This window comes from Agathobacter sp. LCP21S3_B2 (genome assembly GCF_052118705.1).
Lineage (GTDB): Bacteria > Bacillota > Clostridia > Lachnospirales > Lachnospiraceae > Roseburia.
Map to the genome: position 1 here is coordinate 1 of NZ_JBQKGQ010000030.1, position 15,055 is coordinate 15,055.

The 15,055-nt window shown below is 34.8% G+C and carries 15 protein-coding genes; 13 read left to right on the top strand and 2 right to left on the bottom strand.

Annotated elements, in window-relative coordinates:
• Window positions 1-118 precede the first annotated feature (118 nt).
• The 8 genes from ACTQ1L_RS14740 (at window position 119) to ACTQ1L_RS14775 (ending at window position 11,374) form a co-directional block, all read left to right on the top strand.
• Window positions 119-796 carry a hypothetical protein gene (locus tag ACTQ1L_RS14740; RefSeq protein ID WP_441367970.1) on the top strand — a complete coding sequence of 226 codons (678 nt, stop codon included), beginning with the start codon at window positions 119-121 and terminating at the stop codon, window positions 794-796.
• Between the two features lie 118 nt (window positions 797-914).
• Entirely contained in the window at window positions 915-3,668 is a 2,754-nt protein-coding gene (locus ACTQ1L_RS14745; RefSeq protein WP_441367972.1) for an InlB B-repeat-containing protein, read from the top strand.
• 75 nt (window positions 3,669-3,743) lie between these two features.
• The gene (locus tag ACTQ1L_RS14750) at window positions 3,744-5,489 is read left to right on the top strand and encodes a L,D-transpeptidase family protein (protein ID WP_441367974.1); all 1,746 of its coding nucleotides are present in this window, start codon (window positions 3,744-3,746) and stop codon (window positions 5,487-5,489) included.
• A gap of 193 nt (window positions 5,490-5,682) precedes the next feature.
• Entirely contained in the window at window positions 5,683-7,365 is a 1,683-nt protein-coding gene (locus ACTQ1L_RS14755) for a phospho-sugar mutase (protein WP_441367976.1), read from the top strand.
• 82 nt (window positions 7,366-7,447) lie between these two features.
• A complete protein-coding gene (gene manA, locus ACTQ1L_RS14760; protein WP_441367978.1) occupies window positions 7,448-8,383 on the top strand; it encodes a mannose-6-phosphate isomerase, class I in 936 nt (311 codons plus the stop codon).
• An 848-nt stretch (window positions 8,384-9,231) separates the two neighbouring features.
• On the top strand, window positions 9,232-9,462 hold the full coding sequence (locus ACTQ1L_RS14765; RefSeq protein WP_441367979.1) for an AAA family ATPase: 231 nt from the start codon (window positions 9,232-9,234) through the stop codon (window positions 9,460-9,462).
• Complete coding sequence (locus ACTQ1L_RS14770) at window positions 9,455-10,051, top strand: hypothetical protein (protein WP_441367980.1); 597 nt, start codon at window positions 9,455-9,457, stop codon at window positions 10,049-10,051. The genes ACTQ1L_RS14765 and ACTQ1L_RS14770 overlap by 8 nt, the downstream gene beginning before the upstream one ends.
• A 42-nt stretch (window positions 10,052-10,093) precedes the next feature.
• Window positions 10,094-11,374 carry a hypothetical protein gene (locus ACTQ1L_RS14775; RefSeq protein WP_441367981.1) on the top strand — a complete coding sequence of 427 codons (1,281 nt, stop codon included), beginning with the start codon at window positions 10,094-10,096 and terminating at the stop codon, window positions 11,372-11,374.
• A gap of 49 nt (window positions 11,375-11,423) precedes the next feature.
• On the opposite strand, the gene ACTQ1L_RS14780 is transcribed toward ACTQ1L_RS14775, so the two are convergent.
• Complete coding sequence (locus ACTQ1L_RS14780) at window positions 11,424-11,852, bottom strand: transposase (RefSeq protein ID WP_441367982.1); 429 nt, start codon at window positions 11,850-11,852, stop codon at window positions 11,424-11,426.
• Window positions 11,849-12,097 (bottom strand): transposase, encoded by a 249-nt coding sequence (locus ACTQ1L_RS14785; protein ID WP_441367983.1) that lies wholly within the window; start codon window positions 12,095-12,097, stop codon window positions 11,849-11,851. Before ACTQ1L_RS14785 ends, ACTQ1L_RS14780 begins: the two co-directional genes overlap by 4 nt.
• Before the next feature lie 206 nt (window positions 12,098-12,303).
• Here ACTQ1L_RS14785 and ACTQ1L_RS14790 point away from each other — a divergent pair, with 206 nt between their 5' ends.
• The 5 genes from ACTQ1L_RS14790 to ACTQ1L_RS14810 all read left to right on the top strand — a co-directional run bounded on the left by ACTQ1L_RS14790 (window position 12,304) and on the right by ACTQ1L_RS14810 (window position 14,894).
• Window positions 12,304-12,699: a hypothetical protein gene (locus ACTQ1L_RS14790; RefSeq protein WP_441367985.1), complete on the top strand. Its 396-nt coding sequence runs from the start codon at window positions 12,304-12,306 to the stop codon at window positions 12,697-12,699.
• Between the two features lie 15 nt (window positions 12,700-12,714).
• Window positions 12,715-13,356, top strand: coding sequence for an AAA family ATPase (locus ACTQ1L_RS14795; protein WP_441367987.1), 642 nt, complete (start codon window positions 12,715-12,717; stop codon window positions 13,354-13,356).
• Window positions 13,357-13,402: 46 nt separating this feature from the next.
• A complete protein-coding gene (locus tag ACTQ1L_RS14800) occupies window positions 13,403-13,531 on the top strand; it encodes a hypothetical protein (protein ID WP_441367988.1) in 129 nt (42 codons plus the stop codon).
• 177 nt (window positions 13,532-13,708) lie between these two features.
• Complete coding sequence (locus tag ACTQ1L_RS14805) at window positions 13,709-13,999, top strand: hypothetical protein (RefSeq protein ID WP_441367990.1); 291 nt, start codon at window positions 13,709-13,711, stop codon at window positions 13,997-13,999.
• Between the two features lie 31 nt (window positions 14,000-14,030).
• Complete coding sequence (locus tag ACTQ1L_RS14810) at window positions 14,031-14,894, top strand: AAA family ATPase (RefSeq protein ID WP_441367992.1); 864 nt, start codon at window positions 14,031-14,033, stop codon at window positions 14,892-14,894.
• Window positions 14,895-15,055: the final 161 nt, after the last annotated feature.

Consider the following 15,055-nt stretch of genomic DNA (forward strand, 5'->3'; position numbering starts at 1 on the left):
ATTTTATACACTATTTTGTAAAGAGAAATACAAAAAAATCCAGTATTTATGCGGGTTTTAGAACACATTCGATATGACATGTGTATAATTTTTTCGGGAGATTAGGATATATTATCGTGTGCATGCACAGAATTATGGCTGGCTTGGATGGACTAAGAATGGAGCCATGGCTGGTACGACTGGAAAGTCATATAGACTTGAAGCTGTTCAAATTGTAGTTGTAGAAAAAGGAAATGTGGCACCTTCAGCGTCATTAGGAGGCTGCGTATCAAATAATACTAAGGCATATATAGCCGATGGACAAAACAGTGATACTATTTCTGTGGGAAGTCAAGCCCATGTTCAAAATGTAGGTTGGCAGAATAAGATTACAGATGGAAATATATCAGGAACTGTTGGAAAGTCACTCCGACTGGAAGCAATTAAATTGAATGTCGAAAATCAGGATTGTTCAGGTACAATAAAGTATCAGGCACATGTGCAAAATATCGGTTGGCAGTCTGCTGTTATGAGTGGTGGTATAGCTGGAACTATAGGAAAAGCTCTGCGGATAGAAGCGATAAATATTAGTTTAACGGGAGAATTGGCTAATAGATATGATGTTTATTATCGTGTACATGCACAGAATTATGGTTGGATGAATTGGGCTAAAAATGGAGAAAATGCAGGAACTGTTGGTAAATCATTAAGACTAGAAGGAATTCAGGTAGTTCTTGTAAAGAAAGGTCAGGCAGCACCGGATAATTCGTATGGTGGAGTGATTGCAAAAAATAGTTTTGCTTATATTGAAAAATAGGGATATTTAAAGGTAATACAAAAAAGATCAGTTGATACTGGTCTTTTTTGTCGTTTTTACTATTTGAAAATTATGATTATGTGGTAAAATAGAGCTATATAAAGAAAGGAAAACAGCAATGCAAAAATATTTAAAAAAAATTATTAGTTTGGTAATATGCTTTGGACTAGTACTAACATCAGTGAATATTACATTTGCAACAGATGATAACACGAATTCCGATATTGAAATAACAGATCAGGATTTGCAGGATCCAGAATATTACAGGACTCATTATGGTGAGAATTATAATGATAATAACGATGGCGAACAGGATTTGAATAGTGAAATATCGTTATTGTCAGATGATACATTGGCAAAGGCAAATAATGGTGTTTTAGGATGTGATGTTTCAAAATGGCAGGGGAATATTAATTGGAATCAGGCAAAAAAAGCCGGCATACAATATGCTCTGATACGAGTTGGATATAGGGGAAGGACAGATGGAATTATTCAACTTGATCCTAATTTTAAGACAAATATTCAAAATGCTTTAAATGCTGGAATAAAGGTTGGAGCGTATTTTTATTCAGAAGCTATTAATGAACAAGAAGCAGTAGAAGAAGCAAATACATTATTATCTAATATATACATGTATAATATAACTATGCCATTAGTTATTGATTATGAGGGCTTTAATCAAAATGAAAGAATTGGTCAGGCTAATCTTTCGAAAGCACGATATACAAATATTGTCTCAGCATTTTGTGAAAGAATAAAAAATGCTGGATATACACCAATGGTATATGCAAGTGCTTCTTTTTATACAGATCATTTGGAAGGTGAATATCTTTCTAATGCATATAGAATATGGAGTGCAGCATATAGTTATCCACCGGAACACTATAATTCTGTAAAATATGATTTTTGGCAGTTTACAAGTTCTGGTAATGGAAGTCAATATGGTATGGGATCAAATTCTGTTGATTTGGATTACTGGTATAATGGTAGAAATATAACAGGAAATGATTATTCGACAGTCTTTGATGCGAATTATTATTATAATATGTATCCGGATTTACAACGAGCGTTTGGAAATAACTCAGCGGAACTTTTGTATCATTTTATTAATCATGGTATGGCAGAGGGAAGAGTAGCATGTGCATCATTCGATGTATTGTCATATAAACAACGGTATCCTGAGCTACAGAAATTATATGGTAATAATTTTAAATCATATTTTGAACATTATATGATACACAAAAAGAGTGAACCTTGGAGAGATGGTTCACCTATCAAATATAAGGTGAAGTTCGTTAGTGAAGGCAAACTCATAAAAACAACTGAAGCATCGTATGGTCGTTCAGCTACTGCTCCAAACGTAAAAAAGAGTGGGTATGTGTTGGCTGGTTGGGACAAGAATTTTGATGATGTGACTTCTGACATGACGGTAAATGCACAGTGGAAAGCTGCAAGTTATACGATTACATATGATGCAAATGGCGGTAAAATCTCAAAATCAAATAAGTCAGTTACATATTTAGAAAAATATGGAAATCTAGATACACCGACAAGAAACGGATATACATTTGATGGCTGGTACACATCGGCTGATGGTGGAATACAAATAACTAGTGAGAGTAAAGTTGAAATAACCAAAGATAGTACGATATATGCACATTGGAAGGCCAATAGCTATGATGTTACATATGATGCAAATGGTGGATCTGTTAATGAAACTGGAAAAAGTGTTGTAATGAGTGAAAAATACGGAAGTTTACCTACACCAACAAGAAGTGGATATAGTTTTGATGGTTGGTGGACTTCTATTGATAGCGGAGATAGAATAACAGAAACATCTAAAGTTACAATTGCACAGAATCATAAGTTGTACGCACATTGGAAATTAAATGATGTGACAGTGCAATATAGTACACATGTTAAAAATATAGGTTGGCAGTCTCAAGTTGATAATGGAAAACTAGCAGGAACGACTGGAAGGGGATTACAATTAGAAGCAATAAAGGTAAATTTAAGTACAAAGAAGGATATTGGAATAATATATACAACTCATGTAAAGAATGATGGTTGGCATAATAACTCTTTTAATAATGAATTGAGTGGTACGACTGGTCAGAATAAGCAAATTGAAGCAATAATGATAAAACTTACAGGGGCAGATGCTGACAAATACGATATATATTATAGAGTTCATGCACAAAATTATGGTTGGCTTGCATGGGCGAAGAATGGACAACCAGCAGGAACAGAAGGTTATTCATGTAGATTAGAAGCGGTACAAATAATTATAACTGCTAAAGGAAAAGGTAGTCCTACTAATAATTATGGTAACATTAAATCTCAAAGAGGTAACTCATTTATTTCAAAAAATAATAGTAAACCTGCAATTAAGACAGATACAGATATATCCGTACAGTCACATGTACAGAATATAGGCTGGCAGAATAGTGTAAGTAAAGGTGACATAAGCGGAACTACTTACAAAGGATTGAGAATAGAAGGAATTAAGTTATCACTTAAAGAACAGGCTTATTCAGGCGGGATAAGTTACAAAGCACATGTACAGAATATTGGATGGCAGCCTAATGTACAAAATGGGAAACTAGCAGGAACAACAGGAAAGTCTTTACGTATTGAGGCAATAAACATTACATTGACTGGCAATATGGCGAAGCATTATGACGTGTACTATAGGGTTCATGTTCAAAATTATGGTTGGCTTGCATGGACGAAAAATGGTCAGAATGCAGGAACTATAGGTAAGGGACTTAGATTGGAAAGTTTGCAAGTTGTACTGATACCTAAAGGAGAAAAAGGACCAAATAGTAATTATAAAGGTGTTAATTCGCAAAATAACAGATCATTTTATTAATTTTATAGTTTGAAAATAAAAAATATGGTACAATAATTTTATAGTGGTACAATTAAAATTATGGAGGTATTATGTATGGAAAAATGTATAAAAAAGCTTTTATGCATGCTACTAACTTTAGGACTGTTCTTTACTTCATGTCCGGTCTATGCATCTGAATATATTAAAGATGTAAATGGTACTGAAATTGTAAATGAAGAGCAGAATGAAAAAGAGTCAAATGATTCTGAAAGTAATGAATATGTAAATGATAACAGTGAAGAATCAACCGAATTGTATCAGAATACGGAAGTTTCGGAATATCATGATGCGGATGTCAATGAAGTTAATAATAAAGTTGATGTTGATGAAAAAAAACAGGATGAGGTTGGTACAGAATCTAATGAGGATAAGTCTGATAATCAGGAAGATGAGAGTAAAGATGATGAAAAGAAAGATGAGCATTTAAAGGTAAATTATGTAGCACATGTACAGAATATAGGCTGGCAGAATCAGGTCACAGATGGAATGACAGCGGGAACTACGGGTAAAAAACTTCAGATGGAGGCAATTAAAATATCGTTAGATAATACGACTCCATATGCAGGGGGAATTTCGTATGCAACTCATATAAAAAACATAGGCTGGCAAAAGCCTGTAGCTGATGGTGATATATCCGGAACAATAGGAAGAAAGCTGCGGATTGAGTCAGTTAAAATGCAGCTAACAGGAGAATTAAGCAGTTATTATGATATATATTACAGAACACATATTGCGGAAATTGGTTGGATGCCGTGGACATTGAATGGTCAGATTTCCGGAAGTGTTGGACTTGCGGACAGAGTGGAAGCAATTGAGATTAAGATTGTAAAAAAAGATGATCCCAATAAACCTGAAATTACATCTTTAAAGAGTTATTTACAAGGAGTATCAAATAAGATACTTACATATTCAACTCATGTACAAAATATTGGTAATACAGCCTGGACATCAGGTGGTAATATTACAGGTACTACAGGTCGGGGCTTAAGAGTTGAAGGTATAAACATCAATTTGGGTCAGGATAGTGCAAATGCTTTATCTGGTACTATTAAGTATAGAACCCATGTTCAAGATATTGGTTGGACCGAGTGGAAAACCTTAGGACAGTACAGTGGTACTTCTGGCATGGCTAAACGGGTAGAGGCAATAGAAATTAAGCTTACAGGTCAGCTTGCTATATTTTATGACATATACTATAGTTCACATATACAAAATTATGGCTGGCTAGGTTGGGCCGCAAATGGACAGACATCAGGTTCGACAGGTATTTCTTATAGAATGGAAGCTTTAAGAATTAATCTTGTAAGAAAAGGTAATTCAGCACCTGGAAATACATCTGATTATTATAAAAATAAACCAGTTTATACACCTAAACCGTCACCAATAGATGCTATGTCAAAAAGTGCACAAGGAAAATCCAGCCAAACGAACTGGCTCATAATGACAGATACAGCTAACTGTCAGGTTGGAGTTTACAGTGGTAGCTATGGTCATTGGAGTAGAATGGCTTTGTGGTCATGTGGTCCGGGAAAGGCATCTACACCTACAGTAAAAGGCGAGTTTACAATATATGGAAGAGGAAAATCTTTTGGAAGCAAAACATATACTTGTTGGTATTATACACAGTTTTATGGAAATTATTTGTTCCATTCGGTACTTTATAATCGTGGTAGTATGACTAAGATACAGGATGGTACACTTGGAAAACCGGTATCTCATGGATGCATAAGATTAGACATTAATAATGCAAAGTGGTTGTATGACAATATTCCTAATGGGACAAGAGTTGTAATTTATTAGTTATCTTAACATTGTATTTTAATAGAAATTCCGCTATACTATGTTCTATAGTATAGCGGAATTTAGCATATAATGGAATATTAATATTAGAATCATTTGTTTGCGATTTTGGATGAATTTGATTGTTTGATAGAATTTGTTAATATTATTTTGGATAAATCAAATAAAATATAAAGAAAGAGAGAATACGATTATGAATTACAATGAAGAATACAAGCGTTGGCTTACATCAGCAACAGCTGATGCAGACGTTGCAGCAGAGCTTAAGGCAATTGAAAATGACACTGCAAAGATAGAGGATGCATTTTACAGAAACCTCGCATTCGGTACAGGCGGTCTCCGCGGTACAATCGGAGCCGGAACCAACCGCATGAATGTATACACCGTGGCAAAGGCTTCACAGGGCCTTGCAAACTATCTCGTAGCAAACTTTGATGCACCATCAGTATCCATAGGCTATGACAGCCGTATCAAGTCTGATGTGTTCGCAAAGGTTGCAGCATCGGTATTTGCAGCAAATGGAGTGCAGGTCAATATCTGGCCAGAGCTTCTTCCGGTGCCTACAGTGTCATTTGCCACAAGATATCTTGGTACATCGGCTGGTGTCATGGTAACAGCCAGCCACAATCCAAGCAAATACAACGGCTACAAGGTTTACGGCGCTGACGGCTGCCAGATTACTACAGAGGCAGCGGCAGAGATTCTTGCCGAGATAGAGAAGCTTGATATTTTTGCAGATGTAAAGCAGTCTGATTTTGAGTCCGGTGTTGCAGAGGGTCAGATTAAATATATTTCCGAGGATGTGCTCACAGCCTTTGTTGAGGAGGTTAAAAAGCAGTCTCTTCTCGATGACAGTGTAAAGGTGGACAAGAACGTGGCAATCGTTTACTCACCTCTTAACGGAACCGGTCTTAAACCGGTGCTTCGCACATTAAAGGAAACAGGCTACACCAATATCACAGTAGTTAAGGAGCAGGAAAATCCTGACGGCAATTTCCCTACATGTCCATATCCAAACCCGGAAATTAAGGAGGCTATGGCACTCGGTATGGAGTATGCAAAGAAATGCAACGCAGACCTTCTTCTTGCTACAGACCCTGATTGTGACCGTGTCGGAATAGCAGTCAAAAATGCTGCAGGAGAGTACGTGCTTTTATCAGGAAATGAGACAGGTATGCTCTTATTAAACTATGTCTGTGAGCGAAGAATTGCAATGGGAACTATGCCAAAGGACCCTGTACTCTGCAAGACTATCGTTACAATCGATATGGCAGACAGAATCGCAGCCGATTACGGGGTAAGAACAGTCAACCTGCTCACAGGCTTCAAATTTATAGGAGAGCAGATTGGACGATTAGAGAAAGAGGGAAAAGCTGACTCATACATCTTTGGTTTCGAGGAGAGCTATGGCTACTTAAGCGGCACATATGTGCGTGACAAGGATGCTGTTAACGGGGCATATCTCATCTGTGAGATGTTTGCGTACTATAAGACACAGGGCATCAGCCTCATTGACAAGCTCAATTCTCTCTATGAGAAATACGGCTACTGCCTCAATACTCTTCACTCATATGAGTTTGATGGCTCTGCAGGCTTTGCAAAGATGCAGGATATCATGGCTGAGTTCCACAAGGGTCTTGATACAATCGGTGGCAAGAAGGTTATTGAGTGCCAGGATTACAGCAAGGGGCTTAACGGACTTCCTAAGTCTGATGTGCTCAAGTTTATGCTTGAGGGCAACTGCTCTGTAGTTGTGAGACCTTCCGGTACTGAGCCGAAGCTTAAGACTTATATCTCTGTCAGTGCCGTGGATAGAGAGACTGCAGAGAAGGCAGAGCAGATTATATGCGATGAGCTTTCGAAGAAATTTGTGTAAATTTTAATGATGCTTTTTTATAAAGGCTGCATAGAATTGTAGCCATAAATGGTGTTTTTGATTGATAGAAGGATAATGACATATGAAACCAATTATTTTTTTACATCCTGTTTTTAAGCAGATGATATGGGGTGGCAACCGCCTCGCCACTGATTTTGGGTATGATATTCCGGGCGATAATACCGGTGAATGCTGGGGCATTTCAGCCCATCCAAACGGAGATGACAGCATAGCCAATGATTGCTATGCCGGTATGACACTTTCACAGCTTTGGAATGAGCATCCGGAGCTGTTCGGCAATATTGAAGGCGATAGATTTCCACTACTCATCAAGATAATTGATGCTAAGGACAATCTGAGCATACAGGTGCATCCATATGATGAGTATGCTGCAAAGAATGAGAATGGTTCTCTTGGTAAGACTGAGTGCTGGTACATCATAGATTGTCCTGATGACGCAAAGCTTGTGGTGGGGCATAACGCAAAGACCCATGAGGAGCTTTCAGACATGATTCATGAGGGCAGATGGGATGAGTTCATCCGCTATGTCCCTATCAAAAAGGGCGATTTCATCCAGATCGACCCGGGTACAGTGCACGCAATCACAAGCGGCTGCATGATTCTTGAAACCCAGCAGAACAGTGATATCACATACCGTGTATACGATTATGACAGACTCACTGATGGCAAGCCGAGAGAGCTTCATGTGGATAAGAGTATTGATGTCATCACAGTTCCTGCAAAGTCCACAGAGGACAGTGTCATGGACACAAACAATCTCACACAGAATAAGTGGAACAAGCTTATTGAGTGTGAGTATTATAAGGTTTATAAGCTTGTGCTTGATGGTGAGCTGGAGTTTGAACAGAGTCATCCATTCCTTAATATGAGTGTGCTTGACGGAGAGGGCACTGTGAATGGACAAAGAATCAAGAAGGGCGACCATTTCATAATTCCGGCTGGGTACGGAAATGTGAAGCTGGAAGGAAGGCTGGAAGTTATTGCTTCGTGTGTGTAAACTTATGTATTAAACATAAACAGGGGATTTGAGTTTATACATAAGAAGGTGATTAATGTACAAGATAAAATATTAGATTACCTATTATAGATATTTAACATGTGAGTATGAAACGGAAAGGTGTATGTCATATAATTTGAATTTAGGATCGTCAAGCCGATTACGGAATGCATCTGTCATTGTGGTAAGATGCATTTCAATGAGTTTATCTATTGTAACTCTAACTGATTGCACTTGTATAATTCATTAGCTTCCTAGAATTCACTCTCGTATCTTATAATGCGGCTGCAGTAATCATGAAAGATAAGACTGCCTTTCTGACATATGTGACAAAGGAATTCACTGCTCACAGATAAAATATGCTGTCATTTTCTTGTAAAATCTGTTACAATATACATGGTGTTTATCAAGGCTCTGGAAGCAAATCTTTGCTGGAAGGGCTCCGAAGCCTTTCCTTTGATGGATGAAATTTTTAGCTTTTATCGGAAGAAGTAAGAGATGAGATTAAATGTGATGTCTTATAGGCTTTTGATAAGGATGAAGATTCGAATCAAGTTACATCTGTTGAGATAACTATTGCAGGAAGAAGATTTAGCTTTTCAAAAAATACAAATGGAGATATTACAGCAGCTCAACTTAAGATGAATCATGGAAATTCTAATGATTTATTTGAACTAAAAGATGAGTCAAATGAAACGAGATGTTTATTCGATTTATTGCCTCTTTACAAAAAAGCAAATTAAAATTTTATTATTTTAGCTGATGAGTTAGACAGAAGCTTTCATACAAAGCTAACGATTGAATTTATTCAAAAATTTTTTGAAAAGACGATAGGGGCAAAAAAACAGTTGATTGCTACTGTACACGATTCAAATGTGATGAATTTAAATTTGCTTAGGCAGGATGAGATTTGTTTTGTAGAGAGAAAAGAGAATCATAGCTCAAAAATATATTCATTAAATAAATTTCAAGAACGATTTGATCGTACAGTTGCAAAAGACTACTTACTTGGCAGATATGGAGCTGCTCCTAATTTTGGAATTGATCCATGGGAATATGAGGGAGAACAGAATGGCTAATGATATGAATGATAGTAAAGTAAAAAAATTTATAAAATTTATATATGGTTCGAACAATGACATGAAATTTAATATAGCATGTTCATCATTATTTAATAGTGTTATTATGTTGGCTTTTTGTTATGTATATCGAGAAGAAAAACTTTTATCATTAGTATTAGAATATGCTTCTGTATTATTTTTGGTTATATGGACATTATTAGCACATGGAATGAAGAAAACAGAAATAATAATATACGAATTAGTCAGATGGCTTTTATTTTTGTTTGTTTTAATACTTTCATGGTATTTTTTAGGACGATTGCATCAAAAAAGTACTATTTGTGCTTGCTTATTTGGTGTGCTGGGTGGTATAGGAGTGTTTGTGTGTAATATATTTTTTATTTCGAGATTTGTAGATATATTTAATTTTGTTAAGGTGCTTTTGGATAAAATTAAAAGAAAAGTATTTAATACAGACATGCAAAATACGACAGGAATTAAGGCTGCTTTGGAGAATATAACAATACTATTGGGAACAATTGGAACGCTATTAGTTGCTTTGAAAACGATTATAGAGGTAGTTATACAGACAATTGATATTATCTAAATATTTTGGAATAGAGAAAGTTAAGTATGGAGAGGTGATAATATGGTAAATAATTTTACATCAGGGCTCTACAATATATCCTTTTTTAATATGAAAATTGATACTTCAGAAGAATTGACCAATGAGGTCATAAAAAAAGAAGAATCAACATTTATACACGAGTTTATACATTATCTTCAGGATTTGATATTGCCATATAATATTAGAGTTAATTTAAGTAATGTAAGGTGGCTATTTAATATATTGGAAGAAGCATATAAAAAGGGTACAATTAAGCGACCATTTGAAGATTGGAACAACGAATCATCCATATTATGGACACAATTTAACAATACATTTGGACATGGAAATTTTATTGATAAAGTTGCTTATATTAACAACATAACATCAGATTATGATAATATTGAAGGGTATGATAGTAATTTGAATGTTGTACGGAGACATAGAGTGTATAAGTATACTTTAGATGTAGTTGAAGACGCTGAGTTACAACATTCAGAGACATATTATTTAGGGGCAAGGGATTTATTGGAATATATTGCTTATAAAATTGAAAGCAAGTTTTTCCCCGACAGACCGGCAGCTCCACAATTGCCATATGAATCAGTGGATTTGATTTTTGATAGTTATGGTTTAGCAGACATTTCAGATGAAATTAAAATATGTATAGCAGAGAGATGTCTATATAATGATGCACCAGTTCATTGCTTATTATATGTATTATTAAGCGATAATAAGTTTAAAGATTTTATTAGAAATTCATCCTATAAGGATATATATGCGTTTTTGTTGAATTCTTCAACGTTAACACGAGATGGCTATAGTGAAGAATTAATTGCAAAGACTCAAAGAAGAATACATCAATTTAAAAATGAACTACAAATTCGATATGGTAGCTTTGAAGAAATATCTAAATGGCTGTCGATGGTGAGTGAGTTTGTTAAGAATAATTTGTCAGGAAAATTTATCTTTTCAGATATTTATAAAATGAATAGTGATGATATGCATAAATTTGTTAATGATGTAATCAATCAAGTTGGAATACCGTTAATAATGAATGAGCAGGAAAAATATATTTCTATGTGTCCAGAACACATTCAGAAGTCTGGATTTATACAATTTTATGTTTCTCAGAAATTTATGGATTTTTTATTTAATAATAAAGAAACAAAGTGTCCTATATATGGATTTTGTAAGGCAAATGGTGGATCCTGCAATGAAAATTGTGTCTTGAATAATAATGGGATAATAATGGGAAATGAATCTTGTCATTATAGGAAATTTATTGAAACATATAGATTGACTGGTATAAAGATAGATTAATGGTCTTAGGGAAAGATTTAGCACAAAATAAAATGAGAGGTTCTGACAACTAAGCTGCTGGCAGAGAACATACCCTCTCATACATTTTTTCAAAATCATTAGGAGACATATAGTCGCAGTGGCTGTGAATCCTAACGGTATTATAAAAGTTTTCAATATACTCAAATACAAGCCTATAAGCATGTTTGTAGTTAATGATATTAAACCTGTTAAGCCATTCTCTTTTGATTAAGGAATGGAAAGACTCGATGCAGGCATTATCGTAAGGATAACCACTATGAGAATAGCTTCGTGGCATCTTTTCTGTGGCTTTACGCCACGCATTTGAAACATACTGGCTGCCACAATCTGAATGGATAATAAGTGGTAAATCAGTATTACGACAAGCTTTTGCCTTGTTGATTGTTTCGATAACAGTAGATACTTCCATAGTGTCCGCAAGAGTCCAGGCAATGATTTTCCTGGTGTACAAGTTCATAACGCAGTTAAGGTATACAAAACCATTCTATGATTTTTCTTCTTCCGAAGCGTAATTGCACCGGAACCGATAACGGGAATATCACCGTCATTATCTCTTAACTGGGCTTCCCAGCGTGCAAGGGTGCTGAAACCGATACCCAGGTTCTTTGCACATTCAACCTGTGTAAGATCAGGATGCTCTTTGCGATAGTTGATAGCATCCAACTTGAACTGCTTGGTGTGATGAGTTTTTTGTCGTGGCATAATAAGTTCCTCCTCTTTTTTTATTATACAATACTTAAGGGGATATCTCATTTTGTTTTGTACTATTTAGATGCTAACGCTATAAAAAACTATAGTAGTTTATAAAAATTATTTAAAGAGTTTAAATGCAAAAGTAATGTGTTGTGAATAGTACTATTAATTATATGAGATGTTTTAAATGTAGTATGATTTAATGGAGGCATAAAGTGGAGTCAGTTTTTATTAAAAGTATAAGAATAGATAAGATCAGACATTTAGAGAATATAGATATAAATATTTGCGATAGTGAGCGCAGACATGTTATAGTAACCGGAAAAAATGGCAGTGGAAAGACAAGTCTACTTGATGTAACTGCTACATTTATTAATTCTGTTACATTGGAAGATAATTTATGGCTCTTTCATGAGCGGTATAAAAAAGAAACTGCAGGAATATGGATGGAATTCAATAAGTCATTTGTTGAAATTAAGAAACTATTTGAAGCTGGCAAATTTATTACTGCTTATTATAAGGCAGACGGAGTTTTTTCATCTATTGAACCGGAGCATGTAGAAAAAGTTAAGCTTAAAACAGGATATTCAATTAACGATACTCCAAGGTAAGAGTTTATAAAATATTTGTTGGACTTAAAGATGACGCAGGCTTTGGGTATTTCTAATGGAAAGTTAGATAAAGCGGATAATATATCAAAATGGTTTAATAATTTTGATGATTTACTAAAGCAGATATTTGATGATGAATCGGTGAGCGTGGATTTTGACGAGGACACATTAAAATTTTCTATTGTTATGGATGGAAAGGAAAAGTTTGATTTTGAAATTCCGGGTGTTGTATTGATTGATGAGATTGAGACTCATTTACATCTGGAATTGCAAAGAAACATTATGGGGCTATTAACTACGATATTTCCAAATATTCAGTTTGTAGTATCCAGCCATTCTCCATTTATTCTTAATAGTTTGGAAAATGTCGTCATATATAATCTGGAAAAGAAAATATGTGTAAAGAATGGTATGGCAGATATTCCGTATAGGGGAATTGTAGAAGGGTATTTTAAGTCAGATGAATTATCCAATGAGTTAAGGGATAAGTTTGAAGAATATAAAGAGTTGGCAGGTAAATCGGAGTTAAGCGATGATGATTATGAGAGAATTACTGAGCTTGAGATGTATTTAGATGAAATACAGGATTATTTGGCACTTAAAATTTCAACAGAGTATCAGAAATTAAAAATCAAAATAAGAGCGGGGGCGGAGTAATACGGTCAAAGTAGAACGTAGCACTCCGACACCTGAGTCATTGGCTATGGAAAAGATAAAAGCTGATGGAAAATATGATAAGCCGGATGTTGTTGAGAGATTAAAAAAGATTTTAATAATAAGTGCTATATTTGTGAGATTAATGACTTGCAGGATCCACAAATTGAACATTTAAAACCACATTCTGTAGGGAGAGATATTGAACAGAAATTAGAACTGAAATTTGATTGGAATAAATTATTTTGGTCATGTGGACATTGCAACGGAATAAAAAACCAAAGAAAATATGATGAGCATATTATTGGCTGTTGCAAAGTTGACCCAGAGGATAGGATTTATAAAGCTGTAATATTTGAATACACCAGATAAATTTGATTTAAAAACAATTATCTGCAATATAATAATACCAGTGTTTCTGGCTGTTATTATAGCGATATATACTATTTTTAACAATGAACAAAATTCAGGATTGGTTTTCAACGTAAGCATGGATATATTTATATTGGTTTTAATTTTAATGATACCAATTATTATTATAGAGAATTTAAAAAATATGAAAACAGTAAAGAATACATATGTTATTAAGAAACTTTTGGAGATTATTGAGAACTTGGAATTAGTGGCAAAAGATAAAAGAGAGTGATCAGAATTGTATTAGTTTAAGGAGACCAACATTGAGCAGAATTTTAATTGAAAATTTAGGACCAATAAAGTCCTTCGAGCAGGACGTAGATGAAAATTTAATGATACTGATAGGTGAACAGGCTAGCGGTAAAAGTACCATTGCAAAGACTATATTTTTCTGTAAAAGTATTTCTGATGAATTTAAACATTATGTTATGAATCAGGATAATATTATTGCTTCAGGGCATCAGACCCCTTTTACGGGATTTATTAAGGTGTTGCGTACAAAGTTTGTAGAGTATTTTGGAACTACAAAACATATGGAGCCATTTACAATCCGCTATGAGTTTGATAATAAAGAGCATGTAACGATTAAGCTTAAATTAGGATATGCTAATATTGTATTTTCAAACAAGCTTAGGGAAGAATGTGAATATTTTATTCAAAAATTATCTGAGTATTATGCAACTATGAGTCTGCCTAATGATTTTCTATCAGGAATTGATTTTGCTTCTTGGTCTTCTCAAAAGGAGAGTATGAACAAGATGATTAATCATGAGATAAGTCATATTTTCGGTCAGGATTATACGTCCATTTTTGTACCGGCTGGAAGAAGCATGCTCTCGACTAATTCAGAGTTTTTTCATGCCTCTACCCCAAATAAATATGATGTAATAATGAATGATTTTATAGAGAGAATAAGGGCTTTACAGAATCAGTATTCGCAGAGACTGGAAGATATTATTGAGGATAAGAAAAAACTTAGTTCGATTAATATCGATTTTGAGAGAGTGAAAAAGGCTACGGTCCTTGTTAGAAAAATATTAAAGGGCGATTATATCAGTGATAAATATGGGGAAAAGATATATTATGATTTGAGGGTCAAAAGGTATTCCAGCAAGGATACCGTATAACCATAAATTTGTACCTTGAAAACTTCACATAAATGAGGATTTTGTCAGCCATAAGTGGTATTATATAAGCAGAAGAAAGCGAGGAAACCACTTATGTCTTTTAAATCAAATGATAGTCAGCAGATTACATTAAATGATGCTTTATTCGGTCTTACAGACCG